The sequence below is a fragment of the Amycolatopsis sp. cmx-4-54 genome (assembly GCF_046548895.1).
GTDB lineage: Bacteria > Actinomycetota > Actinomycetes > Mycobacteriales > Pseudonocardiaceae > Amycolatopsis.
Genome location: NZ_JAEBEJ010000001.1, coordinates 169,798 through 192,000, shown reverse-complemented (window position 1 = coordinate 192,000; position 22,203 = coordinate 169,798). Strand labels below are relative to the sequence as shown.

Below are 22,203 nucleotides of genomic sequence, written 5' to 3'. Positions count from 1 at the left end.
CGCACGAATCGCTCGTGACCGCCGCCCCCTTGCTCCCTTGAAGTCCGTGAAGGCCTCCTTGAGGGACCCAGAGTCCCTCAAGGAGGCCTTCACGGACCTGAGACACTTTTCGACCCCGGTCAGCGGTTCCGGTGCTGGGCGATGATCTCCGCGTACCGGTGCCCGCTCGCCTTGACGGTGCGGACCTGCGTGTCGTAGTCGACCCGCACGAGTCCGAACCGCTTGCTCAGCCCGCTGTCCCATTCGAAGTTGTCGAGCAGTGACCAAGCGAAGTAACCCTTCACCGGCGCGCCCGCCTCGGCGGCGCCCGCCACCGCGCCCAGATGTTCCTCCAGGTAAGCGATGCGGTCCGCGTCGTGGATCGACCCGTCTTCGGCGACCTTGTCGTCGAAGGCGGCCCCGCTCTCGGTGACGTAGATGGCGCGGGCGCCGTACTCGCCGGCGATCCGGTGGATCAGGTCCGCCAGCCCCTGCCCGTGGATCTCCCAGCCCATCGCCGTGGTGGCCGCGCCCTCGACCGGCACCTGCCGGGCACGCGGGGTCGGACCCTCCGGATCGTCCTCGACGATCTGCCGGAAGTAGTAGTTCAAGCCGTGGAAGCCGACCGGCGCCGCGATCACCTCCAGATCGTCCCCGACCACCGGCGGTTCGACGCCGTACACCTCGATCATGTCCGCGGGATAGCCGCGGCCGTTCGACGGGTCGAGCCACCAGCGGTTGACATGTCCGTCCATCCGCGCCGCCGCCTCGACGTCCGCGGTGGAGTCCGACGCCGGTTCGATCCCGCTGAGATTGACCACGAGGCCGATGTTCGCGGGCTGTGCGGCGTTCGCGGAAATCGCCTGTACCCCGAGACCGTGCGCGAGCAGGAGATGATGCGAGGCGTGGATCGCCTGCTTGAGGTCCTTGACCCCGGGCGCGAAACGCCCTTCGAGGTAGCCGAGCCAGGCCGAACACAGTGGTTCGTTGACGGTGTTCCAGTCCTTCACCCGGTCACCAAGCCTTGCCGCCACAACGGCGGCGTAGTCGGCATAGGCATAGGCCGTGTCGCGCTCGGGCCAACCGCCCTCCAGCGCGGAAGGCAAGTCCCAGTGGAACAGCGTGGCGAACGGCCGGATCCCGGCATCGAGCAACGCGTCGACCAGCCGGTCGTAGAAGTCGAGTCCGGCCGGGTTGACCGCGCCGCGACCGCTCGGGATCACCCGTGGCCACGCGACCGAGAAGCGGTAGGCGTCCAAGCCCAGCTTCTTCATGATGGCGAGATCCTCGGGCCAGCGCCGGTAGTGATCGCACGCGACGTCGGCGGTGTCGCCGTTCAGAACGGCACCCGGGACCCGGACGAAATCGTCCCAGATGGACGGGAGGCGGCCGTCGGCGTCGACGGCGCCTTCGACCTGGTACGCGGCGGTGGCCGCACCCCACAGGAAATCGGCGGGCAGGTGCAGATTCAAGGCGGACCTCTCTGTACGGGGCGACGGGCTGGTCATTTCACGGCACCGGCGGTGAGCCCGGCGACGAGATAACGCTGGAGCAGCAGGAATCCGGCGACGACCGGGACGGAGACGATCAGGGACGCGGCCATGACCTGGTTCCAGTACACCTGGACCTGGGTGGAGTACTCCTGGAGACCGACCGCGAGGGTCCGCGTGCCCGAATCGGTCATCACCGACGCGAACAGGACCTCGCCCCAGGCCGTCATGAACGAGTAGATCCCCACCGCGACGATGCCCGGCATCGCCGCCGGAATGACCACCCGGATCAGCGCGCCGAGCGGCCCGGTGCCGTCGACCATCGCGGCCTCGTCGAGTTCCTTGGGGATCGAGTCGATGTAGCCGGCGAGCATCCAGATCGCGAACGGCAGCGAGAAGGTCAGGTAGGTGATGATCAACCCGAGCCGGGAGCCGTACAGGACGATGCCGGTGGTGTTGCCGATGTTGACGAAGATGAGGAACAGCGGCAGCAGGAACAGGATGCCGGGGAACATCTGCGTGGACAGCACGGTCATCTTGAAGAAGCTCTTGCCCCGGAAGCGGAACCGGCTCAGGGCGTACGCCGCGAAGATCGCGATCACCACCGAGAGGATCGCGGCCGAGCCGGAGATGACCAGGCTGTTCACGAAGTATTCGGCGAGCGGGATGGTCTCCCAGATGTCGAAGAACGGCTGGATGGTCAGCGTCGTCGGCACCCATTCCCAGGTACCCTGCACGTCCCCGAGTGGTTTGAGCGACGACGAAACCATCGCGTACAGCGGCACCAGCGTGAACAGGGCGAGGAAGCCGAGGACGAATCGGCGGGCCCACGGGACCCAGCGTGGCTCAGACAACGGCGTTCCTCCTCCGCGCGGTCAGTCCCAGGTAGACGGTGCTGACCAGGAGCAGGAACAGCAGCAACAGCACCGACATCGCCGAACCGAGCCCGAAGTTCCAGGTCACGAAGGAGCTCTGGTAAATGTGGATCGAGATCAGCGACGCCTCCTTCGGCGCGGACGCTCCGAAAAGGACATACGGCGTGTTGAAGTCGTTGAAGGTCCACAGGAACAGCACCAGCAGCAGTACCTGGTTGACCGGGCGCAGCATCGGCTGGGTGATGGCCTGGAACTGGCGCCACCAGCCCGCGCCGTCGATGGCCGCCGCTTCGTACAGTTCGCCGGGGATGTTCTGCAGCCCGGCCATCACGATCAGGAACGCGAACGGCCAGTTCCGCCAGACCGAGACCACCACCAGGGACCAGAAGCTGTTGTCCCCGATGAGCCAGAAGGAGTCGGTGCCCAGCAGGTCGTTCACCAGGCCGGTGTCCTTCTGGAACATGAACGACCAGGTGATCACGGCGGCGTACATCGGCAGCGCGTACGGCACCAGGAACAGGGTCCGGAGCAGGCCGCGTCCCCGGAAGTTCTTCTGCATCAGCACGGCGGCCGACGTGCCGAAGAGCCAGCAGAATCCTACCGAGAGCACGGTGTAAAGGACGGTGATCCAGAACGAGCCGAGCAGCGACTTGCCCACCGCCGAGTCGAAGTCCAGGACGAACTTGTAGTTGTCCAGCCCTGCCGCCGGGGCGGACGAGAAGTCCCGGATATGGAACTGCGTGAGCTTGAAGAAGCTCATCACGAGCCCGGCGATCATCGGGATCAGATGGACGAGCAGTTCGAGCAGGATCGCGGGGAGCAGGAGCAGATACGGCAGCGCGACCGCAGGCCGTTTGCGCCGGACGCGCGGCGGGCGGGACGCCCCGGCGGGTTTCAGGGCCGGGGCGTCGTCGAGAGCGGTCGGCATCAACCACCGGCCGCGATCTGCTGGTCCGCCTGGTTCAGCTGGTCACGGATCTTGCCGCTGTCGACCGGCTTGCCCGCGGCGACGTCGGCGAACATCGCCTTCATCGCGGTACCGATCAGGGTCTCGAACTGCGACTCCTGCGGGACCTGCGGCATCGGCTCGGCCGAGTTCGCGAGCACGTTCTGGAAGACCTTGACGTCCTCGGTCTGGAACGCCGCGTCGCTGTAGGCGTCCTGGACGGTCGGCAGCGAACCGTAGGTCTTGTTGAGCAGCGCCTGCTCCGGCGCCGAGACCATGAACTTCACGAAGTCCAGTGCGGCGTCGGGGTTCTTGGTGTTCTTGAAGACGGACATGTTGATGCCCGCGACGAAGCTGGTCACCTTCCGGCCGTTCGGTGGCGTGGCGGCGGGCAGCGGGATCGGCGCGACACCGAGGTTCGCCATGTCCATCCCGATGCTCTTGAACGACCCCGCGGACGCCTGGTTCATGAACATCGCGGCTTTGCCGTCCGACAGGTCCTTGAGCGATTTGGCGGTGTCCGCGTACTCCGCGTTGGCCGGGTTGACGATCTTGTCCTTCTGCATCAGGTCGACGAACTGCTGTACGGCCGCGACCGACGGATCCGAGGCCAGTTGCGGCTTGCCCTCGGAAGTGAAGAACTGAGCACCGTGCTGGGCGCCGAGGATCGCCGCGTGGTGACTGTTCTCGGTGACCTGCCCCGCCTGGAGCGAGAGCCCCCATTGCCCCTTTTCGGGTTTGGTGAGCTTCTTGCCGTCCTCGACGAGTTCCTCCCAGGTGGCGGGTGGCTTGGTGATACCGGCCTCCGAGAAGAGCTTCTTGTTGTAATACAAGCCGTACGCTTGGCCGTAGAGCGGTACGCCGACCGGCGGCTGCCCGCTCGCCCCCGTGGCCGCCAGCGACGGGCCGAGGAAGCGCGACTTGCCGCCGACCTTTTCCAGTGCGGCGTCGTCGAACGGCAGGAACGCCCCCGTCGCCTGCAACGAGGCCGACCACGTGTTGCCGATGTTGAGCACGTCCGGCCCCTTGCCGGAGGTGGTGGCCGCGAGGATCCGGTTGAGCAGATCCGTCCACGGGACGACCTCGAGCTTGACCTTGATCCCGGAGGCCTTCTCGAACTTGTCGAGTTCGGGCCGCAGGACGGCTTTGTCGTTGTCGAGACTGGTGCCCTGGTTGGACGCCCAGTACACGAGCTCCTTGGGAGCACTGGACGACGTGTCGCCGCCGCCGCACGCCGTCGTGGCGGCGGCCGCCAGCGCCAGGACGAGCGCGGGAGCGATCTTTCCGATTCGCATCGATGGTCCTCGGGGTGAGTGGCCAAGCCGCGCCCGGAACCTGTGACCCGGGACACGTCTTATTTCATGGCTTGAGTTAAGCCTTGGTCCACCTTGCCGTCAAGACCTTGAACGCCAATTCGTCCGGCTTGTTCACTCCCTCGTCAGCACGGCGAAGGCCTCGCCGCGGTGGACGGCGAACAGTTCCAGCGCCTTCTCCCCGTCACGGGCACGAAGAGCGTCCGCCAGCCGACGATGCTCGGCCGGGATGCTCGCGAGGTAGCCGTCGGAACTCACGCCGATCCGGGTCAACAAGAACAGGTGCACCTGCGACCGGATCGCCTGCCACGCCTCGACGAGCCGCCGGTGACCGGCCGCCGCGTAGACCGCGTCGTGGAAGTCGATGTCACAGCGGACCATCTCGTGCTCGTCGCGCGCCCGGTCCATCCGGCCGACGACCTCGTCGATCGCGGCCAGCTCTGCCTCCGGCGCGTTCGCGACCACGAGCCGGACGGCCAGCTGCTCCAGTGCCGACCGCAGGCTGTCGAGTTCCGCGACGTCCACATCGGACAGCGTCGTGACGATCGCGCCGCGATGCCATTCGCTGCGGACCAGGCCCTCGCGTTCCAGTTTCAGCAGTGCTTCGCGCACCGGACCGCGGCTGACGCCGAGCGCCGCCGAAAGCTCGACCTCGCGCAGCTGCGCGCCGGGCGGATAGGCGCCACCGAAGATGGCGTCCCTGACCCTGTCGGCGACTTCGTCCGCCAGCCCGCGACGACGGGCCGGCACCACCCTGCCGGGTTCGCTCATCCTCATCCTTCCCGCCGGAACGCCCGATAGTAGCGATCGCACTCTTGTCCTAATGTTAACATCGCTACAAGTGCTTCTCCCGTCGGAAAGGATCCCTCGGTATGACCGTCCTCGACTCCCCCATCCCGCGCTTCCACCTCGCCATGCCCGTCGGCGACCTCGCCGCCGCGCGCACCTTCTACGGCGAAGTCCTCGGCCTCGAACAGGGCCGCAGCTCCGACACGTGGATCGACTGGAACCTTCACGGCCACCAGTTCGTCACGCATCTCGCGCCGGAGCGGCCGCAGCGGATCCACAACCCCGTCGACGGACACGACGTTCCCGTGCCCCACTTCGGCTTGATCCTCACCGTGCCGGAGTTCCGGAAGCTCGCGGACCGGCTTCGCGCGGCGGACACCTCGTTCGTCATCGAGCCTTACGTCCGCTTCGAGGGTCAGACCGGCGAACAGTGGACGATGTTCCTGCTGGACCCGGCGGGCAACGCCCTGGAATTCAAGGCGTTCGCCGACGACTCGCAGGTCTTCGCCGCCTGACCGTCTCGTGCGTGAAGGCCCCCTTCCCTCGGTTCAGCCGAGGGGGAAGGGGGCCTTCACGCCCTTCAAGTACCGCAGGGGCGAGCGCAGTCTCGACCCTTAAAGCGTCAGCGACCAGGTGTCGAGCACGCCAGTGTCACCGGGCCCGTAGTCGGTGATCCGCAGCTGCCACTTTCCGCCCGCCGGCGACGACGCGCCGGGCACCGAGAACGTCCGGGCCCCGTTCCACGCGGTGCACGCCGCTCCGCCGCTGTGCTTGAGCGGATAGGCCTTGCCGTTCGGGTCCAGGACCGTCACGCCGAGGTCCTCGGCGCAGGTGTGCCGGATGGTCACCGAGATCTCGAGCGACGCGGCGGCGCGTCCGGTGAGGGTCGAGGTCACCGGGCTGAACACCTGTCGGTAGTCGTGGATCGCGAAGTCGGTGCCGTTGTTCAGCGTCCGGCCACCGGTACCGGGCTGTGTCTTGACGGACACGACCCCGCTCGCGGGCGACACGTTCCCCGCCGCGTCGCGGGCCTTCACGGTGAAACCGTACGAGGTGTCCGGGCTGAGGCCGGTCACGGTGACACTGGTTCCCGTCGCGGATGTCGCCAGCGTCGAACCGTTGTAGACGTCGTAACCGGTGACGCCGACGTTGTCCGTGGCCGCGTCCCAGGTGAGCGACACGCTGTTCGACGTCGTACCGGTGGACCGCGCGTTGCCGGGCGCGTTCGGCGCCGTGGTGTCGCCGCCTCCGGTCACCAGCGTGAGGTTCCATTTGGTCAGCGCCTCGATCACCGGCTGGAAGATCGACATCTCCCCGTCGGTGGGGTTCTCCACGCACTGCGACGGGCCGCCGTCGTGCAGGCCGACCGCCTTGGTGCCGAGCAGCCAGCCGCCGCCCGAGTCACCGCCGAGCGAGCAGGCCGTCGTCCAGGTCAGGTCCTCGATGATCAGCCCGCCGCCGTAGTCGACAGCCTTGTGCGTGTACTTCACCTCGCCGCATTTCCATTTCGAGGTGTTGCCGGAGTGGCAGACCCGGTCACCGACCATGGCCTCGGCCGAACCGGTGACGGTGATGGCGGCCTCGCCCCACGTGTTGACCGCGGCCGAGAGTTCCCAGCCGGGCTGCGTCACCGCGACCACGCCCATGTCGCCCTCGCGGGCGTTGACGCTGCGCGTCCCGCCGACGTTCGACGTGCCGATCCGGTTCTGCTGGCTCTGTGCGCCGTAGGCGGCTTGATCGCGGTCGTTCGTGCAGTGCCCGGCGGTGAGGAAATGCTTGGCGCCGGAGGAATCCGTCGCACCGAAGCCGACCGAACAGCTGGTCTCGCCACCCGGCCACCACGGGTTCCCGGTCTGGACCGTGCCGTCCTGCTGCTGCGGCGAAGAGCCGGATTCGGTGATCCGCACTCCGAGATCCCTTGCCTGGGAAAGAAAACTCTCGGTCTCGGCGGTTTTTCGGTTGCGGTCGACCGAGACCGAGATTTCGTTGTTCCGGACGTCGACACCCCAACCGAACACCCCCGGTACGCCGTCGCCGACGAGCGCGCGGACCGCCGCGTCGGTCCGGTCCAGTTCGGCCTTGGTCCGCGGCATCAGCCGGGGTTCGGCGCCGGCGGACCGGGCCGCGTCGGCGTCGGCCGCGTTCGTGACGGCCAGGGTCAGCTTGCCCGTGGCAGCGTCGAACCACTGCCCGGCGGAGCGGGCGCGCAGCCCGTCCGGGAGCGACGCGGCCAGCCGGTGGGCCTCGTCCTGGGCGGCAAGCTGGGATTTCGCTTGGGACACGGTCAGGCCGAACGCGGCGGCCACGCCGTTCACCTCGGCGTCGGGGTGGACGGGAGCCGGTGGCGAAGCGGCCTGTGCCACCGGCCCGAACCCCAACGCGGCCAGAGCCACGATGCTCAAACAGGAAAGCACGCCGTTGTGCCGTCGCATATGCACTCCTCGAATCGAAAGGCGGTGCACAGACGGTAATTCCTTCACCTCACGGAAGCGTAGGCCCGCGAGTCGTTAACAATTAAGAGTCCCAGTCCCACTCGAACCCGAATCGGCCGGGGCCGAAATTCAGGGCCACCCCGTGCACGGAATCGCCTACCGGCAAGGTTTCCGAACACTCCGCGGGCTGTCCATCCTGTTCGGAACAAAGGAGGAACCGCGCCGGCAGCACACCGGAGGAGAATCGGATCTCGAGCACGTACTCGCGAGCGGGAAGACGGAATTTGCGTTCGTAGTTTGTCGCGTGCGGGCACGGGGCACTGTTCACCAGGGTGTGCTCGGTGATGACCGTTTCGCCTTTCGCGAGCGGGCGCTCGAAAAGCAGTTCCATCACGAGAAGACCGTCTTCCGGATGCAGCACCCTCCGCCCGGGGTGGCAGCCGCGCAGTGCGGTCACTTCGGGCAACGGCCGGTCGTGTTCGTCGATGTGGACGATCATCACCCACCGATCAGGACCGTCGGCCTCGGCGCGCAGGACCTGCCGGGACTGGAACGCGAGTTCGTCCCGATCGGGTCCGACGAAGACGACATCGTGCTGACTGATCCTCGTCAGCCGTTCGTCCCAGCGGGTGTCGACCTCGCTGACGGCCGAGTCGATCCGCGTCCGGTCCGGCCAGTACCGGCCGATCTCCGGCAGGCCGTCGGCGCGGGCAGGCCACCGGCCTCTCGCGCGCGGCGGGCCGAGAAGCGCGGTCAAGCTGCCGGGTGCCACCTCCAGTACCTGTTCGAGGTGGCGGAGGCCCAGTATCGAGTCCCGGCGTTCCGGACGGCTTCGCCCCGACTGCCAATAGCTGAGTGTCGCGGCGGTGATCGAGACGCCGCGAGCGCGCAGGTGGTCGCGCAGGCGTTCCAGACTGAGGCCGCGCGCCCGGATCGCCTCACGCAGCGCGTCGGCGAAGGGCCCGTCGCGGAGCAGCCGCTCGAGCCCGGGCCGGGGCGCCGCTCCGCCGGACGTCACGCGACGAGCATAGATCCGTACCGGGCCGAAGTGAACGGGGCGAAACCCTGACCAGGCCGTTAACCGTTAACAGGCGCGTCGAAGCGGCGACGCGAGTCTTCGATATGGCCGAGGAACCGGTGGGTCCAGTCGCACATTCCGTCGACCGTCGCGCGGAGGCCGTGCCCCGCCTCGGTGAGGGTGTAGTCGACACGCGGTGGCACCGTCGGGTGCACGGTCCGTTCGAGCAGGCCGTTGCGCTCGAGCATGCGCAGGTTCTGGGTGAGCATCTTGTGGCTGATGCCCTCGATCTCGTCGCGCAGTTCGGTGAACCGCCGGATGCGGTCGCCGATCGTCTCGATGATCAGGAGCGCCCACTTGTTGGCGACGTCGGAGAAGATCTCCCGCGCCAGCGAGTCCGCCCGCAGCAGATCGGCGTCGTCCGAACCGTTGAGCTGCTTGGTCACCATGAGGTTCCCCAGTCACGAAAAAGTGCGTTCTTCCAGGTCGTCGACCACTCTCCTACAGTTCCTGGGTAACCACAAGTGACCACGAACGAGGAGTACGGATGAGCATCACCCTGGTGAACCCCGCGGGACTGCCGGAGATCCCCGCCTACCGGCAGGTGTCGATCGCGACCGGGTCGAAGCTGGTCTTCATCGCGGGGCAGGTCTCCTGGGACGCCGACGGTGTCCTTGTCGGCGAGGGTGACCTCGCCGCACAGGTCGAACAGTGCTACCTGAACATCGGCACCGCGCTCGCCGAGGCCAGCGCCACCTTCGACGACGTCGCGAAGATGACCGTCTACGTCGTCGACTGGACGCCGGACAAACTCGCGTTGTTCCTCGAAGGCGTGGACCGGGCGGCCGCGAAGCTGGGCGGCACCCCGGTCCCGCCGGGAACACTGATCGGCGTCGCGGCCCTCGACGTACCCGAGCACCTTGTAGAGGTCGAGGCGACCGCGGTCATCGACTGAGCACTCACTGACCGCGCGCGGCCCGCCAGATCGGGCTGTCGACGTAGTGGTTGTCGTACTGCTTCGAGGACGCGGCGATCTCCGAGGGGTCGGCTTCACCGCGTGCGACGCGGTCGAGGAGGCGGTAGTAGTCGAAGCGGGCCATGCCCGGGGTGAAGGTGACCAGGACGTCGGCGTCCGAGCCGGCGGCGGGGCCGAACGCGTGCGGCACCTTGGGCGGCACGGCGAGGAAGTCGCCCTTCTCCAGCGTGTGCAGCGTTTCCTCGACGAGGACCTGGAGTTTTCCTTCGAGCACGAAGAAGAATTCGGTCGCCCGGGTGTGGAAATGGGCCGGGGTGCCGAAGACGCCGTCCTTCAAGGTCGCGCGGTTCGCGGTGAAGCCCCCGTCGGTGGTGTCCGAGTCGGCCAGCAGCGTGATTTCGCTGCCCGGCGCGTCGCTGACGATCTCGGCGTCGGCGGCTCGGAGCAGGATGGGGTCGAACATGGTGGCGTCTCCTTGGTTCCTTGTTCAGCAGGCTCGCTGACAGGACCAGCTTCTCGCGGCGCCCGGCCTTGATCAATGCGGGAAGCCGCACTGATCGATAATATGGAGGTTATCGATGGGTGGTCGTGCCCGAAGTACGCGCGAAGGTTGGGCGCGCGTGGCGATCATCGAGTCCGTGAAGGCCTCCTTGAGGGACTCTAGGTCCCTCAAGGAGGCCTTCACGGACTCGCCTGAGATCAGCCGCAGCCCAGGTAGACCCGTGCCCTACGGCAACCGCACCACCCGCAGGAACGCGGGCAACAGCCAAGGTCGCGGGCCGCTCACGACGATCTTGCGCGTCAGCGCGGAACGTGCCTTCCCGACCCGGTGGAACAGCATCAGGTTCAGCGTCGGCGGATCGAACGAGATCCGCACGTCGACCGGTCCGCCGGGTTCCTCGACCGTCACCCGCCCCCGATGCAGCACCAGCACGACCGGGGACGTGTACGCGGACCGGAACGCCACGGCGATCCGTCGATCCCGCGGCGGCTCGTCGGTGTCGAGGAGGTGCCCGACGTCGTGGCTCAGCACACCCACCAGGAACAGATCGAAGAACAACGCCGCGTCACCCGGCTGGATCGTCCACGACAGGTTCAGCGCCTTGGCGATGTCCCAGCCGTGGATCTGCAGTTCGTTGACGAGGTGCGCGAGGACGCCGGCCAGCGGCACCTTCGAGCCGCCGAGCCAGTCCAGCGGGGTGCCGGGGTCCGCGTCCTCGGTCACCCGCAGTACTTCCTCGATGTCCGCGAGCAATCCGGTGACGAGCACCTGGATGTCACGTTCGGGAAAGTCGCGCAACACCAAGGTGTTCAGCACGGAAACGGTGTCCACAGTGGTCTTCTCGACCTGGCTCTGCCCGCGCGCGGGCAGGACCGGGGCGCCGTCCGGCCGCACCAGCGACGAGTACATCTTCGCGATCATCGCGACGTGGGCGACCGTTTCGGCCACCGTCCACTCCGCCGTGACCATCGCGTCCGGATCCGGAACGCGGGCGGCCAGTGCCGCGAATCGCGCACCCGTCACCCGATAGGCTCGCCGTACCGAATGCCACCGATCGGCCGTGATCGCTCTGGTCACGTACCCGATTTTATCGTGCTGCCACCGAAAAACCGTTCCGCTCACGTGCGGTCCGGCGCTGCCCGAAAGCGCAGTGACCGTACTCACTACGGAAATTCACGTGACACACACCGACCGGCACAGGCAGACTGAACGGAAAGCCTCAGCCTCGCCTTCGCTGTCACCGTTGCCGGCGCAGAAGGCGGCCAACGCGGACCCGCGCCCTTCCAGGAGAGCCCTTCACCGATGACCGAGACCCTGCCCGAAACCGCCCACGACCAGCAAAGGGCACCGGCGAAAGCCGGCCTCCTGATCGGGGTCCTGGTCCTTTCCGCGTTCGTGATGATCCTCAACGAGACCATCCTGAGCGTCGCGCTGCGTGACCTGACCGTCGACCTCCAGGTCCCGACCACCACCGTCCAGTGGTTGACCAGTGGCTTCCTGCTCACCATGGCGGTCGTCATCCCGACCACCGGATTTCTGCTCGAGCGGTTCACCCCGCGCCAGGTGTTCCTCGCTTCGCTCACCCTGTTCAGCACCGGCACCCTGGTCAGCGCGCTCGCCCCGGGCTTCGCCCTGCTGCTGACCGGCCGCGTCATCCAGGCCTGCGGAACGGCGGTGATGCTGCCGCTGCTGATGACCACGGTGATGCGCCTGGTCCCGGTCGAGAAACGCGGCGCGACGATGGGCACGATCACCATCGTCATCGCGGTCGCCCCGGCGATCGGCCCGACCATCGGCGGCGCCGTGCTTTCTTCGCTCGGCTGGCGCTGGATGTTCTGGATCGTGCTGCCGCTTTCGCTCGCCGCCCTGGTGGTCGGCATGATGCGGCTGCGGCTGGACAGCGACACCCGCAAGGTCCCGCTGGACGTACTGTCCGTGGTCCTGTCCGCGCTCGGTTTCGGCGGCGTGCTGTACGGCCTGTCGGTGTCCGGCGAATCCGCCGGTGGACACCAGCCGGTGCCGCCGTGGGCGCCGATCGCCGTCGGTGTCGTGGCGCTCGTGGTGTTCACCTGGCGCCAGCTGCGCCTCCAGAAGGAAGACCGCGCGCTGCTGGATCTGCGTCCGTTCACCCATCGCAGTTTCGTCGTCTCGCTGGTGCTGACGGCCCTGCTGTTCATGTGCCTGCTCGGCGCCGCGGCGATCCTGCTCCCGCTGTACCTGCAGACCGTCCTGCACACCAGTACTTTCGTCAGCGGGCTCGCGGTGCTTCCCGGTGGCCTGGCCCTCGGGCTGCTCGGCCGCCCGGTCGGCGCGCTTTACGACCGCTTCGGTCCCCGGCCCCTGGTCATTCCCGGTGCGGCCGCGATGGCGATCTCGCTGTGGCTGTTCGCCCTGCTCGGCGCGGAATCACCACTGATCGCGGTCATCGCCATCCACGTCCTGCTGATGGGCGGGCTCGGCCTCATGATGACGCCGCTGATGACCGAATCCCTCGGTTCGCTGCCCGAACACCTCTATTCACACGGCAGCGCGATCCTCGCCACCCTTCAGCAGCTCGCCGGCGCGCTCGGCACCGCCCTGTTCATCGCGGTGGCCACGGCCGGCACGACCACGGCCGGTGCGGCCAGCCCCGACGCGGGCGGTATCCGCACGACGTTCATGGTCGCCGGTTGTATCGGTCTTGCCGCGTTCGTCGGATCGCTCTTCGTCAAGAAGAGCGCCGGCACCGGTGCGGTGGCCGCGCACCACTGACGTCGACCGCGCGCCCGCCGTCGCCTCCGCCGGAGGCACGGCGGGCGCGCGTCGTCCGATCACCTTCCGGCCGTAGGCGATGGCGGGCTGTTCGACCCAGCGGCGCAGCGCGCAGGCGAACACCAACGCGACGGCGGTGGTCGCGGCGGCCTTGGCGAGCCCGCTGGGCAGCAGCCAGCCCGTGACCCCGGCCGCGCCGGTCTGGGCGAGGTAGAGCGCGTACGAACGGTCGCCGACGAAGGTCATCGGCCTGCTCGAGAGCAGCGTCCGGACCGGGCCCGGCGACACGACGGTCACGAGCAGCAGCGCCGAGCCCGCCGCGTAGACCGGCACGACGGACTGCCAATGCCCGCCGAGCGCTTTCGTCAGCGGCCCGACGGAGAACTGCAGCACGACGAACCCGCAGCCGATCACCGTGGCGACGGCCGGGCTGGTCAGTGGCCGGACCAGGGCGAACCCGCGCGGATGGTGGAGGGTCATCGCCAGCAGGCAGCCGATGACCAGCGAGCAGTAGTGCACCGAAAGACTCGCCCAGGTGTGTGAGGGCGCCAGCGGAAGCGCGATCAGCACGACCCCCAGGACGGCCGACGCGCCCAGCAGCGAACGCAGTGCCTTCTTCCCGCTCCGCGCGAACGAAGTCAGCACCAGCAGCGCGGGCCACACCAGGTAGAACTTCTCCTCCACTCCCAGCGACCACGACGTCGGATACGGCGTGTTGAAGTCGACGAGTTCGTTGCCGAAAACGAGGTAGTACGGCATGGCGTCGGCGAGCCTGCTGCTCTGGTACGTCCCGCCGAGCAGGACCGCGACCGTGGTCAGCGCCAGGAGCAGGAAATACACCGGCATGATCCGGAAGACCCGGCGAAGGTAGAAGCCGCGCAGCGAGATCCGGCCGTCTCGGTCTTCTTCGCGCAGGGCCAGCGTCGTGATGAGGAAGCCCGAAAGCACGAAGAACAGTTGCACGGCGATCCAGCCTTGGAGACGGTCGACGACCGGGCCTCCGTAGTGGAAGAACACGACGGCCACGGCGGCGAGCGCGCGTACACCGGTGAGGCCGGGGAACCACGACGAGGCCAGGTAGTCGGCGTGACCGAGGGGCCGCCACCAGGAGCGGCGTGCAGGAGCGAACATGCCCCGAAGGTTCGTGCGCGGACGCTGAACCGCAGCTTAAGGAAGCTGAAGACGTCTTCAGCTTCGCGCTTTCGCCAAGGGCAGGCGGACGACGAGCCGGGCGCCTCCGTCGTGGTCTCCAACCTCGACGGTGCCGCCGTGCGCCCGGGCGATCTCGGCGACGATCGCCAGCCCCAGACCAGCGCCACCCTCGTCACGCGCACGTCCGTCGTCGAGACGCACGAAGCGATCGAACACCCGCTCACGGTCCGCGGCGGGAATGCCCGGACCGTCGTCGGTGACCGCGACCACGGCGAATTCGTCCACAGTGGACACGCGAACCTCGACGCCGGTGCGGGTATGGCGTTGCGCGTTGTCCACCAGGTTCCGCAGCAACCGCTCCAGCCTGCCGCGGTCGCCGAGGACCATCGGATCCTCGTGGCTCTCGGCCCGGACACCCTGCCGTCCGGAAAGACAGGATTCGACCACTTCGGACAGTCGCACCGGCGTGCTTCGTTCCGGTTCCGCGTTGTCCAGCTTGCCGAGCAGCACGAGGTCACCGACGAGGTCCTGCAGCCGGGTGATGTCGAGGAGCGCGTTGCGGCAGGCGTCGCGCCAGTCCAGCCGGTCCGGATGCGCGAGCAACACCTCGAGCTGGGTCCGCAGGGAGGCCAGCGGGGTGCGCAGTTCGTGCGACGCGTCCGACGTGAAGCGGCTCTGCCGGGTGACCGCCGTGTCCAGACGGGCGAGCATCGTGTTCATCGTTTCGGCGAGCTTCGCGATTTCGTCGGCACTGTCCGGGGCCGGGACCCGGCGGGAGAGATCGTGCGCGCCGATCTCCGCGACCTCCGAGCGGATCGCCTCGACCGGCCGCAGTGAACGGCGTACGGCGAGCCAGGCGACCGCACCGATCAGCAGCGCGATCACCGGGACACCCACCAGCAGCGTCACGCGCACCGCGTCGAGCGCCGCCTGTCCGGACTCGTCGACCACGGCGGCACCGTAGATCCGGTACTTGCTGTCGCCGCTCGTCTCGGCCGCGACGTGCACCCGTGTCTCGGTGGTCTCGACATCACGGCCGAGCACTCCCCGGCAGCCGACCGACCCCGCCATCGACTCGTCGACCGCACCCGCCTCGAGAACCGACACGGAATCACCGCGTTGATAGTCGTCGTCCCGGACCAGCAGACCGTGCCGCAGACCCGGGCACCCGACAACGCGCCGGCCCGACTGGTCGACCACCTCGTAGGCCGAGTCCCGGACGAGCAGGAGCAGATCGGCGGGTGCGGCGCCGGTGTTCAGCAGCTGCACGATAGCCGCCGCGCGTGCCCGCGCCACCTGCGCGGCGCCCGACCCCAGCCGGTTCTCGGCGTCGACCACGAGCCAGGCCGAAACGACGCCGAGCGCGACGAGCGACGTCACGAACGAGGTCAGCGCGACCCGGAAGCGGGTCGTCCGCAGGAATTCACGCACCGGAGCCCACCACGTGATAGCCGGCGCCTCGTACCGTGCGGATCGTCTCCACCCCGAACGGCAGATCGATCTTGCGCCGCAGCGCGCTCACATGGACCTCGACGAGATTCGCGGTCGCCGACGCGGCGAAATCCCAGAGGTTCTCCAGCAGTTCGGCCTTGGTGACCACCTCCCCCTGCCGTTTCATCAGATACGCCAGCAGCGCGAACTCCTTGGTGGTCAACGCGATCTCGGCCGTGCCGCGACGGCAGACGCGGCTCGCCTGGTCGAGTTCGAGGTCGCCGAGCCGCAGCGTGCCCGGCCGGGTCGCTCCCCCGCGCCGGATCAGCGCCCGGAGCCGGGAGAGCAGGACGCCGTAGGAGAACGGCTTCGGGAGGAAGTCGTCGGCGCCGGTGTCCAGCGCCTCGATCTCGTCGTCCTCGCCGTCTTTCGCGGTCAGCATGAGAATCGGGGTGGTGTCACCCCGTTCGCGCAGCCTCCGGCAAACGCGGTAGCCGTTGAGCCCCGGCAGCATGATGTCGAGGATCATCGCGGAATACGGGTGTTCGGCGGCGTACCAAAGCGCGTCGCGGCCGTTGTGCGCGACGTCCACGGCATAGCCCTCGGCACTCAGCCCCGCGCGCAGCGATTCGGCCAGCCGTCGCTCGTCCTCGACGAGCAAGATCCTCATCCGCTCACGATCCCATACCACCCGGCGACGCTGTCCGGGTGAAGGCCCCGCCGCCGTCAGGACGAGTCCTCCACCGGCCGGCTCAGTCCTTTGGTCGTATTCCGCGTGATCAGACGGACGACACGCGCTCGCGACCGCGTGTCGTCCATCTGGACACGCGTGTCGTCCATCTGGACACGCGTGTCGTCCGTCCGATCACGTGTGTCGTCCATCGGAGCACGGCGGTGGGTATCGAAGAACCTGAATCGCTCACGAGGCCTCTCCCTGCGCCGCACCGGTGATGTTGCGGACCATGCCGCCGAAGACGACACCGTGGAACGGCGCGATCCCCTTCCAGTACGCGTGCCCGGCCAGCCCGTGCGGCTCGAACACCGCACGCTGCCGGTAGACGGTCCGACCGTCCTCATCGGACTCGACGCCGAGTTCGAGCCAGGCGCGCCCCGGCAGTTTCATCTCCGCCCGCAATCGCAGCAGGCGCGGCCGGTCGAGGTACTCGACGCGCCACCAGTCCAGTGCCTCGCCGAGGTGCAGCCGTCGCGGATCCCGCCGCCCGCGCCGCAACCCGACGCCGCCGACGAGCCGGTCGGCCCAGCCGCGGACCGACCAGGCCAGCGGGAACGAGTACCACCCGTGTTCCCCGCCGATGGACTCGATGACGTCCCACAGCGCTTCCGGCGAGGCGTCCGTCCGCTGCGCCCGTTCGTCCTCGTAGACCGTCCCGCCCGCCCAATCCGGGTCGCTCGGCAGCGGATCGGAGGGCGCCGCGGCGCTCGACGCGTCCGACCAGCGGGTCGGCACGTCGGCGTTGCGGATCCGGGTCAGTGCCAGTTCGACGGCGTGCTCGTAGTGCGTCAGGCCGGCATCGGGATCGGGGATGTGCTCGGCGATCGAGTGGTCGTGACAGACCACCTCGTGCACCAGCGATTCGATCAGCGGTACGGCGATCGACTTCGGCACCGGCGTGACCAGGTTGACCCATTGCGCGGACAGCCACGGAGTGAGCACCGAAACGGGAACGACGGCACGCCTCGGCAGACCGGAGACGACGGCGTATCGGCGCATCATGTCCAAATAGGTCAGCACGTCCGGCCCGCCGATGTCGAAGGCGCCGTTCACTTCGGGCGGCAGGTCGGCCGCGTGCACGAGGTAGTGCAGCACGTCCCGGATCGCGATCGGCTGGATGCGGTTGCGCACCCAGCGCGGGGTCACCATCGCGGGGAGCCGCTCGGTCAGGTAGCGCAGCATCTCGAAGCTCGCCGAACCCGAACCGATGATCACCGCGGCCTGCAGGACGATGGCGGGCACTCCGGAATCCAGCAGAACCCGGCCGACTTCGGCGCGCGACGCCAGGTGCGGCGACAGTTCCTCGTCGTCCGGCACGATGCCGCCCAGGTACACCAGCCGCCGCGCGCCCGCCGCCTTCGCCGCCGCGGCGACCGTCCGCGCCCCTTCCCGGTCGACGTCGACGAAATCCTTGCGTGCCAGTGAATGCACGAGGTAGTAGACGACCTCGCAGTCGGCCAGCGCCGTCTCGATGGAGGCCGGATCGGTGACGTCGCCGCGTTCGACCTCGACCCGGTCACGCCATGGCTCCTCGGCGACCTTCTCCGGAGAACGCGCCACTACGCGCACCTCATGGCCCGCGTCGAGCAGGTGCGGCACCAGCCGTCCGCCGACATAACCGGTCGCTCCGAGCACCACACATCGCATGCCCCGAGTGTTCACGGTGCCAGGCGACCCCGCACTTCGACGGTCGCGGCGATACTGCTCCGGAGGAACTTGACGACCGCTCGCCGCTCGTCCTCCCCCATGTCACGCCACGCTTCGGCGTAGCGCCGTCCGAGCGGCTGAAAAAACTCGGAACCGATCTCCCGCGCCTTCTCGTGCATCCGCAGTTCGACCTTGCGCCGATCGGTCGCGCTCCGGTCCCGGTGGAGATGCCCTGCCCGCTCCAGCCGGTCCAGCACCGCCGTCGTCGCCGACGCGCTCAGGTGCAGGGCGCTCGCGAGCCTGCTGGGGCTCATCGGGTCCCCCATTCGGGCGGCGTCCATGATCACCGCGAGCGCGTTGAGGTCGGTCCGGTGCAGGCCGTGGGCGTCACCGAACATCTCCGCGAACCGGTCCGACTCGACCGTCAGCTGGCGCAGCAGGAGAACGAGCAAGTCGTCCGTGACGGGCTCCGCGTCCTCAGACATGTCCGAAACCTCCCCTCATGCTGCGCCGTCCAGGTGACCACTCTACTATTTCGATGGTCGAACTATTCACTCGTCGAAGTAGAGCTGCCACGGGAGCCATCCGTCCATGATCTCGGAAGTCGAACGCCCCGCCCGCACGCGGTCACGTCTGCGGTGGCTGCTCCCCGCCCTGATCGCGGTCGCGTGGCTGATCTTCGGCGCGTTCAGCGGCCCGTACACGGGAAAGCTGAGCCAGGTCACGGAGAACGACAGCAGCAGTTTTCTCCCGGCATCCGCCGAAGCGACCGAGGTCGGCGAACTCCAGAAGCGGTTCGCCGGGGCCTCCGTGATCCCGGCGATCGTCGTCGCCGAACGCCCCTCCGGCCTGACCGAGGAAGACAAGCGGTTCCTCGCCGATCGCACGTCGAACGCCAAGCTCGTCCCGGCGCCGGGCAGCGACGCCGGCGCGCAGGTCGTCGTGCTCCTCGACGCCAAGGCCGACCCCGGGGACGGCGTCGAAGCGCTACGAGAGGCGCTCGCCCGCGACACCCCTGACGGGTTGAAGGTGCTCGTGACCGGCCCCGCCGCCCAGGTCGCCGACCTCAAGGAGGCGTTCGGCGGGATCGACGGACTGCTGCTCCTGGTCGCGGGCGCGGTCGTCGCGGTCATCCTGATCATCGTCTACCGGAGCCCGCTTCTCCCCCTGCTCGTCCTGTTGTCGGCGGTCTTCGCACTGGGAACGGCGAGTCTCGCGGTGTACCTGCTGGCGGAGCACGACGTGCTGGCGCTGAACGGGCAGAGCCAGGGCATCCTGTTCATCCTCGTCTTCGGCGCCGCCACGGACTACGCGCTCCTGATGATCTCGCGCTATCGCGAAGAACTCCGGACGACCGACGACGCGCGCTCCGCGCTCCGCACGGCCTGGCGCTCGACCATCGAGCCGATCACCGCCTCGGCGGGGACCGTGATCCTCGGCGTGCTCTGCCTGCTGTTCAGCGACCTCAACTCCAACAAGGGACTCGGCCCGGTTGCCGCCATCGGCATCGGCGCCGCCTTCCTGACGACCATCACGTTCCTCCCCGCGGTGCTGGCCTTGTGCGGCCGCAACGCCTTCTGGCCCTTCCGGCCGACGGTGACCGAGTCTCACGAAGAGACCGGCGGGCTTTGGGCACGCGTGTCGGGCTGGGTCGCCCGCGCTCCGCGCACGATCTGGATCGTCACCACGGTCGTCCTGCTCGCGGGTGGCGCGTTCCTCCCCCAGCTCAAGGCCTCCGGCACCGCGCAGTCCGACGTCTTCCTCACGCCGGTCGATTCCGTCGCGGGGCAGGAAGTCCTCTCTCGCTACTTCCCCGGTGGCTCCGGCTCGCCCACGGTGATCATCACCCCCAGCGGTCAGGCACAAGCCGTCACGGCGTTGGCGCGGGTACCCGGTGTTTCGGACGTCCGGCAAAGCGGTGAAGCGGGCGGGCTCGCGAAGATCGACGCGGTCCTCGCGGATCCCCCGGACTCCGACGCGGCGGTCGCGACGGTCCAGCGGATCCGGGAGGCCGTGCACACCGTCGACGGCACCAAGGTCGGCGGACCGACGGCGACCCTTCTCGACACGAGGGAGACCTCCGAGCACGACCGGTTGCTGATCATCCCGATCGTCCTGGTCGTGATCTTCTTCGTGCTAGCCCTCCTGCTGCGGTCGCTGCTCGCGCCACTGCTGCTGATCGGCACGGTGGTGCTGTCCTTCGCCGCGACTATGGGTGCCTCCGCGCTGGTGTTCAATCACGTCTTCGACTTCCCCGGCGCCGATCCGGTCGTCCCGCTGTTCGGCTTCGTCTTCCTTGTCGCGCTGGGAATCGACTACAACATCTTCCTGATGACCCGGGTCCGCGAAGAGGCGGGCAAAATCGGCACGCGGGACGGGACGCTGCGCGGCCTCCGCGTCACCGGTGGCGTGATCACGTCCGCGGGGGTCGTGCTCGCCGCGACCTTCGCCGCACTGGCCGTCCTGCCCATTCTCTTCCTGGCTCAGCTGGCGTTCATCGTCGCGTTCGGTGTCCTGCTCGATACGCTTCTGGTGCGCTCGCTGCTGGTACCGGCTCTGTCGGTGGACGTCGGACGGAAGATCTGGTGGCCGTCGAAGCTGGCGAAGACCGGCCGGGAATGAACGCCGCCAGCCGAGCCCCATGATCAGCCGGAACCGCCTCGGGACGGTGCTACGCGTGGAGTCGCATCTCCCCCTGCGACCGGCCCCCACTGTCCAAACAGGTCCTGTCGGTCTGTCCTGCCCGTAACCTGGTGACATGAGCGAGGAACAGGACGCCGTCGACGAGTGGATCCAGGACGCCGGTGAACGCGGCGACCTGGACGAACTCCGGCGGCTGGCCGACGCCGGCAGCAGTGACGCGGCGGACCAGCTGATCGAAACGGCGACCGAACTCGGCGCACTGGACGAACTGCGGCGGCTGGCCGGACGCGGCAACCGGGACGCCGCGGAGCAACTGGCCGAACTCACCGAGGAGTAGGCCGGTCCCGCATCGCCGGAATCAGCACCGGAAGCACGGCCAAGAGCGCGAGACCTCGCACGACTCCCGCGGCAGGATAGGGAACGCGAAGCCCGAACCTGTGCGCGAGCAGTCCCCCGGTCAACGCGCCGAGCGGCATCAGCCCCCAGCCGAGCAACCGGTAGACGCTGTTGACGCGGCCGAGCAACGACGCGGGGACGTCTCGCTGCCGCACGCTGACCGTCACGACGTTCCAGATCGTCGTCACGAAACCGCTCACCGCCAGGAGCCCGCCGAGCACGGCGACGTTCGGGCTGAACCCCATACCGACGAAGACGACGGCGTTCACGGCGAGCGAGACGAGGAGCGCGCGGAGGTCGCCGAGCCGCGCGACCAGCCACGAGACGACCAGTCCGCCCGCGATGCCGCCGACAGCCGCGCCTGCGAGCAGCACACCGAATACTCCCGCGCCGAGATGCAGCACGTCGGTCACGAACAGCACGAGAGTCGCGTTCCCGAATTGACCGCAAAACGTGTTGATGCCCAGTAGCAAGGCAAGAGTGCGAAGCAGGCGGTGATTCCTCAGCCAGCGAAGTCCGTCGAGGACCTTCGCCCTTTCCAAAGGTGCGTGTCGCCGTTTGGGCAGCCCGGCCAGAAGCAGGGCGGCGAGGACGAACGACACGGCGTCGACGGCGAACGGCAGCGTCCAGGTGAGCGCGAAGAGCAGGCTCCCCAGAGGCGGGCCCACGAACTGCCTGCCGACGACCAACACCACCTGCTGGCTGCCGTTCGCCTGATGCAGCAGGTCTTTCGGGACGAGGTCCGGGAGTGCCGTTTGCGCCGCGTTGTCGTAGAAGACGTCGCACGACCCCAAAGCGAACGCGAAGACGACGAGCATCGGCACGGTGACGGCCTCGGCCGCGACGAGCGCGGTGAGCACGCCTACGATCAGGGCCTGGAGTGCCTGCGTTCGCCACATGAGGATGGTCCGGTCGACCCTGTCGACGACGGAGCCGGCGGTGAGCGACAGCAGCAGCCACGGCAAGTACGTCGCGGCGGAGACCAGGGCGATATCCCGCGCGTCGCGGCTCACCGTCACCGCCAGCAACGGCAGTGCCGCGCTGAAGACGCCGTTCCCGAGGCTGTCGATCCCGGTGGCCCACCACAGTCGTCGGTAGGCACGGGGCAGGTTGCGCATGATCGGATCGTG

General features: G+C 68.2%; 20 protein-coding genes and 1 pseudogene. 5 read left to right on the top strand and 16 right to left on the bottom strand.

Annotated features, from left to right (window positions below; translation table 11 throughout):
• Nucleotides 1-119: 119 nt before the first annotated feature.
• The 5 genes from ACLJQ7_RS00880 to ACLJQ7_RS00860 form a co-directional block, all read right to left on the bottom strand.
• The gene (locus ACLJQ7_RS00880) at nucleotides 120-1,451 is read right to left on the bottom strand and encodes a GH1 family beta-glucosidase (RefSeq protein WP_410646155.1); all 1,332 of its coding nucleotides are present in this window, start codon (nucleotides 1,449-1,451) and stop codon (nucleotides 120-122) included.
• A 32-nt stretch (nucleotides 1,452-1,483) separates the two neighbouring features.
• Nucleotides 1,484-2,323, bottom strand: coding sequence for a carbohydrate ABC transporter permease (locus ACLJQ7_RS00875; RefSeq protein WP_410646154.1), 840 nt, complete (start codon nucleotides 2,321-2,323; stop codon nucleotides 1,484-1,486).
• Entirely contained in the window at nucleotides 2,316-3,272 is a 957-nt protein-coding gene (locus ACLJQ7_RS00870; RefSeq protein WP_410646153.1) for a carbohydrate ABC transporter permease, read from the bottom strand. The genes ACLJQ7_RS00875 and ACLJQ7_RS00870 overlap by 8 nt, the downstream gene beginning before the upstream one ends.
• Nucleotides 3,272-4,585, bottom strand: coding sequence for an ABC transporter substrate-binding protein (locus ACLJQ7_RS00865; protein ID WP_410646152.1), 1,314 nt, complete (start codon nucleotides 4,583-4,585; stop codon nucleotides 3,272-3,274). Before ACLJQ7_RS00865 ends, ACLJQ7_RS00870 begins: the two co-directional genes overlap by 1 nt.
• Nucleotides 4,586-4,717: 132 nt before the next feature.
• Nucleotides 4,718-5,374: a GntR family transcriptional regulator gene (locus ACLJQ7_RS00860; protein WP_410646151.1), complete on the bottom strand. Its 657-nt coding sequence runs from the start codon at nucleotides 5,372-5,374 to the stop codon at nucleotides 4,718-4,720.
• Between the two features lie 101 nt (nucleotides 5,375-5,475).
• Between ACLJQ7_RS00860 and ACLJQ7_RS00855 the strand changes: the two genes are divergently transcribed.
• A complete protein-coding gene (locus ACLJQ7_RS00855; RefSeq protein ID WP_410646150.1) occupies nucleotides 5,476-5,907 on the top strand; it encodes a VOC family protein in 432 nt (143 codons plus the stop codon).
• Between the two features lie 99 nt (nucleotides 5,908-6,006).
• On the opposite strand, the gene ACLJQ7_RS00850 is transcribed toward ACLJQ7_RS00855, so the two are convergent.
• The 3 genes from ACLJQ7_RS00850 to ACLJQ7_RS00840 form a co-directional block, all read right to left on the bottom strand.
• Entirely contained in the window at nucleotides 6,007-7,824 is a 1,818-nt protein-coding gene (locus tag ACLJQ7_RS00850) for a fibronectin type III domain-containing protein (RefSeq protein WP_410646149.1), read from the bottom strand.
• Nucleotides 7,825-7,906: 82 nt separating this feature from the next.
• The gene (locus ACLJQ7_RS00845; RefSeq protein ID WP_410646148.1) at nucleotides 7,907-8,842 is read right to left on the bottom strand and encodes a helix-turn-helix domain-containing protein; all 936 of its coding nucleotides are present in this window, start codon (nucleotides 8,840-8,842) and stop codon (nucleotides 7,907-7,909) included.
• A 59-nt stretch (nucleotides 8,843-8,901) separates the two neighbouring features.
• Entirely contained in the window at nucleotides 8,902-9,291 is a 390-nt protein-coding gene (locus tag ACLJQ7_RS00840) for a winged helix-turn-helix transcriptional regulator (protein WP_410646147.1), read from the bottom strand.
• Between the two features lie 98 nt (nucleotides 9,292-9,389).
• Between ACLJQ7_RS00840 and ACLJQ7_RS00835 the strand changes: the two genes are divergently transcribed.
• Nucleotides 9,390-9,797, top strand: a complete 408-nt coding sequence (locus ACLJQ7_RS00835) for a RidA family protein (protein WP_410646146.1) — start codon at nucleotides 9,390-9,392, stop codon at nucleotides 9,795-9,797.
• Between the two features lie 4 nt (nucleotides 9,798-9,801).
• Here the strand turns inward: ACLJQ7_RS00835 and ACLJQ7_RS00830 are convergent, their stop codons facing one another.
• Both ACLJQ7_RS00830 and ACLJQ7_RS00825 read right to left on the bottom strand, forming a co-directional pair.
• Nucleotides 9,802-10,281 (bottom strand): cupin domain-containing protein, encoded by a 480-nt coding sequence (locus ACLJQ7_RS00830; protein ID WP_360132647.1) that lies wholly within the window; start codon nucleotides 10,279-10,281, stop codon nucleotides 9,802-9,804.
• Nucleotides 10,282-10,545: 264 nt separating this feature from the next.
• Entirely contained in the window at nucleotides 10,546-11,397 is an 852-nt protein-coding gene (locus tag ACLJQ7_RS00825) for a maleylpyruvate isomerase N-terminal domain-containing protein (protein ID WP_410646145.1), read from the bottom strand.
• 225 nt (nucleotides 11,398-11,622) lie between these two features.
• Between ACLJQ7_RS00825 and ACLJQ7_RS00820 the strand changes: the two genes are divergently transcribed.
• Nucleotides 11,623-13,071, top strand: coding sequence for a DHA2 family efflux MFS transporter permease subunit (locus tag ACLJQ7_RS00820; protein ID WP_410646144.1), 1,449 nt, complete (start codon nucleotides 11,623-11,625; stop codon nucleotides 13,069-13,071).
• A gap of 165 nt (nucleotides 13,072-13,236) precedes the next feature.
• Here ACLJQ7_RS00820 and ACLJQ7_RS00815 read toward each other — a convergent pair.
• From ACLJQ7_RS00815 to ACLJQ7_RS00795, 5 genes and pseudogenes are all read right to left on the bottom strand, one after another.
• Nucleotides 13,237-14,202, bottom strand: a pseudogene (locus ACLJQ7_RS00815) (acyltransferase family protein); the annotation flags it as partial.
• Nucleotides 14,203-14,259: 57 nt separating this feature from the next.
• Nucleotides 14,260-15,654 (bottom strand): sensor histidine kinase, encoded by a 1,395-nt coding sequence (locus ACLJQ7_RS00810; RefSeq protein WP_410646143.1) that lies wholly within the window; start codon nucleotides 15,652-15,654, stop codon nucleotides 14,260-14,262.
• Nucleotides 15,647-16,324 carry a response regulator transcription factor gene (locus tag ACLJQ7_RS00805; RefSeq protein WP_410646142.1) on the bottom strand — a complete coding sequence of 226 codons (678 nt, stop codon included), beginning with the start codon at nucleotides 16,322-16,324 and terminating at the stop codon, nucleotides 15,647-15,649. Before ACLJQ7_RS00805 ends, ACLJQ7_RS00810 begins: the two co-directional genes overlap by 8 nt.
• Nucleotides 16,325-16,573: 249 nt before the next feature.
• Nucleotides 16,574-18,034: an SDR family oxidoreductase gene (locus ACLJQ7_RS00800; RefSeq protein ID WP_410646141.1), complete on the bottom strand. Its 1,461-nt coding sequence runs from the start codon at nucleotides 18,032-18,034 to the stop codon at nucleotides 16,574-16,576.
• 11 nt (nucleotides 18,035-18,045) lie between these two features.
• Nucleotides 18,046-18,519 (bottom strand): MarR family winged helix-turn-helix transcriptional regulator, encoded by a 474-nt coding sequence (locus ACLJQ7_RS00795; protein WP_410646140.1) that lies wholly within the window; start codon nucleotides 18,517-18,519, stop codon nucleotides 18,046-18,048.
• A 106-nt stretch (nucleotides 18,520-18,625) separates the two neighbouring features.
• Here ACLJQ7_RS00795 and ACLJQ7_RS00790 point away from each other — a divergent pair, with 106 nt between their 5' ends.
• A complete protein-coding gene (locus tag ACLJQ7_RS00790; RefSeq protein WP_410646139.1) occupies nucleotides 18,626-20,656 on the top strand; it encodes an MMPL family transporter in 2,031 nt (676 codons plus the stop codon).
• 136 nt (nucleotides 20,657-20,792) lie between these two features.
• Nucleotides 20,793-21,014, top strand: a complete 222-nt coding sequence (locus tag ACLJQ7_RS00785) for a hypothetical protein (protein ID WP_410646138.1) — start codon at nucleotides 20,793-20,795, stop codon at nucleotides 21,012-21,014.
• Here ACLJQ7_RS00785 and ACLJQ7_RS00780 read toward each other — a convergent pair.
• Nucleotides 21,001-22,191, bottom strand: a complete 1,191-nt coding sequence (locus ACLJQ7_RS00780) for an MFS transporter (RefSeq protein ID WP_410646137.1) — start codon at nucleotides 22,189-22,191, stop codon at nucleotides 21,001-21,003. The two genes, ACLJQ7_RS00785 and ACLJQ7_RS00780, sit on opposite strands and share 14 nt — an antisense overlap.
• Nucleotides 22,192-22,203 lie beyond the last annotated feature (12 nt).

Excerpts from the sequence above, each read along its gene's own strand:
- ACLJQ7_RS00870 (WP_410646153.1), bottom strand. The coding sequence starts at position 3,272 with ATGCCGACCGCTCTCGACGACGCCCCGGCCCTGAAACCCGCCGGGGCG.
- ACLJQ7_RS00865 (WP_410646152.1), bottom strand. The coding sequence starts at position 4,585 with ATGCGAATCGGAAAGATCGCTCCCGCGCTCGTCCTGGCGCTGGCGGCC.
- ACLJQ7_RS00860 (WP_410646151.1), bottom strand. The coding sequence starts at position 5,374 with ATGAGCGAACCCGGCAGGGTGGTGCCGGCCCGTCGTCGCGGGCTGGCG.
- ACLJQ7_RS00855 (WP_410646150.1), top strand. The coding sequence starts at position 5,476 with ATGACCGTCCTCGACTCCCCCATCCCGCGCTTCCACCTCGCCATGCCC.
- ACLJQ7_RS00850 (WP_410646149.1), bottom strand. The coding sequence starts at position 7,824 with ATGCGACGGCACAACGGCGTGCTTTCCTGTTTGAGCATCGTGGCTCTG.
- ACLJQ7_RS00840 (WP_410646147.1), bottom strand. The coding sequence starts at position 9,291 with ATGGTGACCAAGCAGCTCAACGGTTCGGACGACGCCGATCTGCTGCGG.
- ACLJQ7_RS00835 (WP_410646146.1), top strand. The coding sequence starts at position 9,390 with ATGAGCATCACCCTGGTGAACCCCGCGGGACTGCCGGAGATCCCCGCC.
- ACLJQ7_RS00830 (WP_360132647.1), bottom strand. The coding sequence starts at position 10,281 with ATGTTCGACCCCATCCTGCTCCGAGCCGCCGACGCCGAGATCGTCAGC.
- ACLJQ7_RS00820 (WP_410646144.1), top strand. The coding sequence starts at position 11,623 with ATGACCGAGACCCTGCCCGAAACCGCCCACGACCAGCAAAGGGCACCG.
- ACLJQ7_RS00805 (WP_410646142.1), bottom strand. The coding sequence starts at position 16,324 with ATGAGGATCTTGCTCGTCGAGGACGAGCGACGGCTGGCCGAATCGCTG.
- ACLJQ7_RS00800 (WP_410646141.1), bottom strand. The coding sequence starts at position 18,034 with ATGCGATGTGTGGTGCTCGGAGCGACCGGTTATGTCGGCGGACGGCTG.
- ACLJQ7_RS00795 (WP_410646140.1), bottom strand. The coding sequence starts at position 18,519 with ATGTCTGAGGACGCGGAGCCCGTCACGGACGACTTGCTCGTTCTCCTG.
- ACLJQ7_RS00790 (WP_410646139.1), top strand. The coding sequence starts at position 18,626 with ATGATCTCGGAAGTCGAACGCCCCGCCCGCACGCGGTCACGTCTGCGG.
- ACLJQ7_RS00785 (WP_410646138.1), top strand. The coding sequence starts at position 20,793 with ATGAGCGAGGAACAGGACGCCGTCGACGAGTGGATCCAGGACGCCGGT.
- ACLJQ7_RS00780 (WP_410646137.1), bottom strand. The coding sequence starts at position 22,191 with ATGCGCAACCTGCCCCGTGCCTACCGACGACTGTGGTGGGCCACCGGG.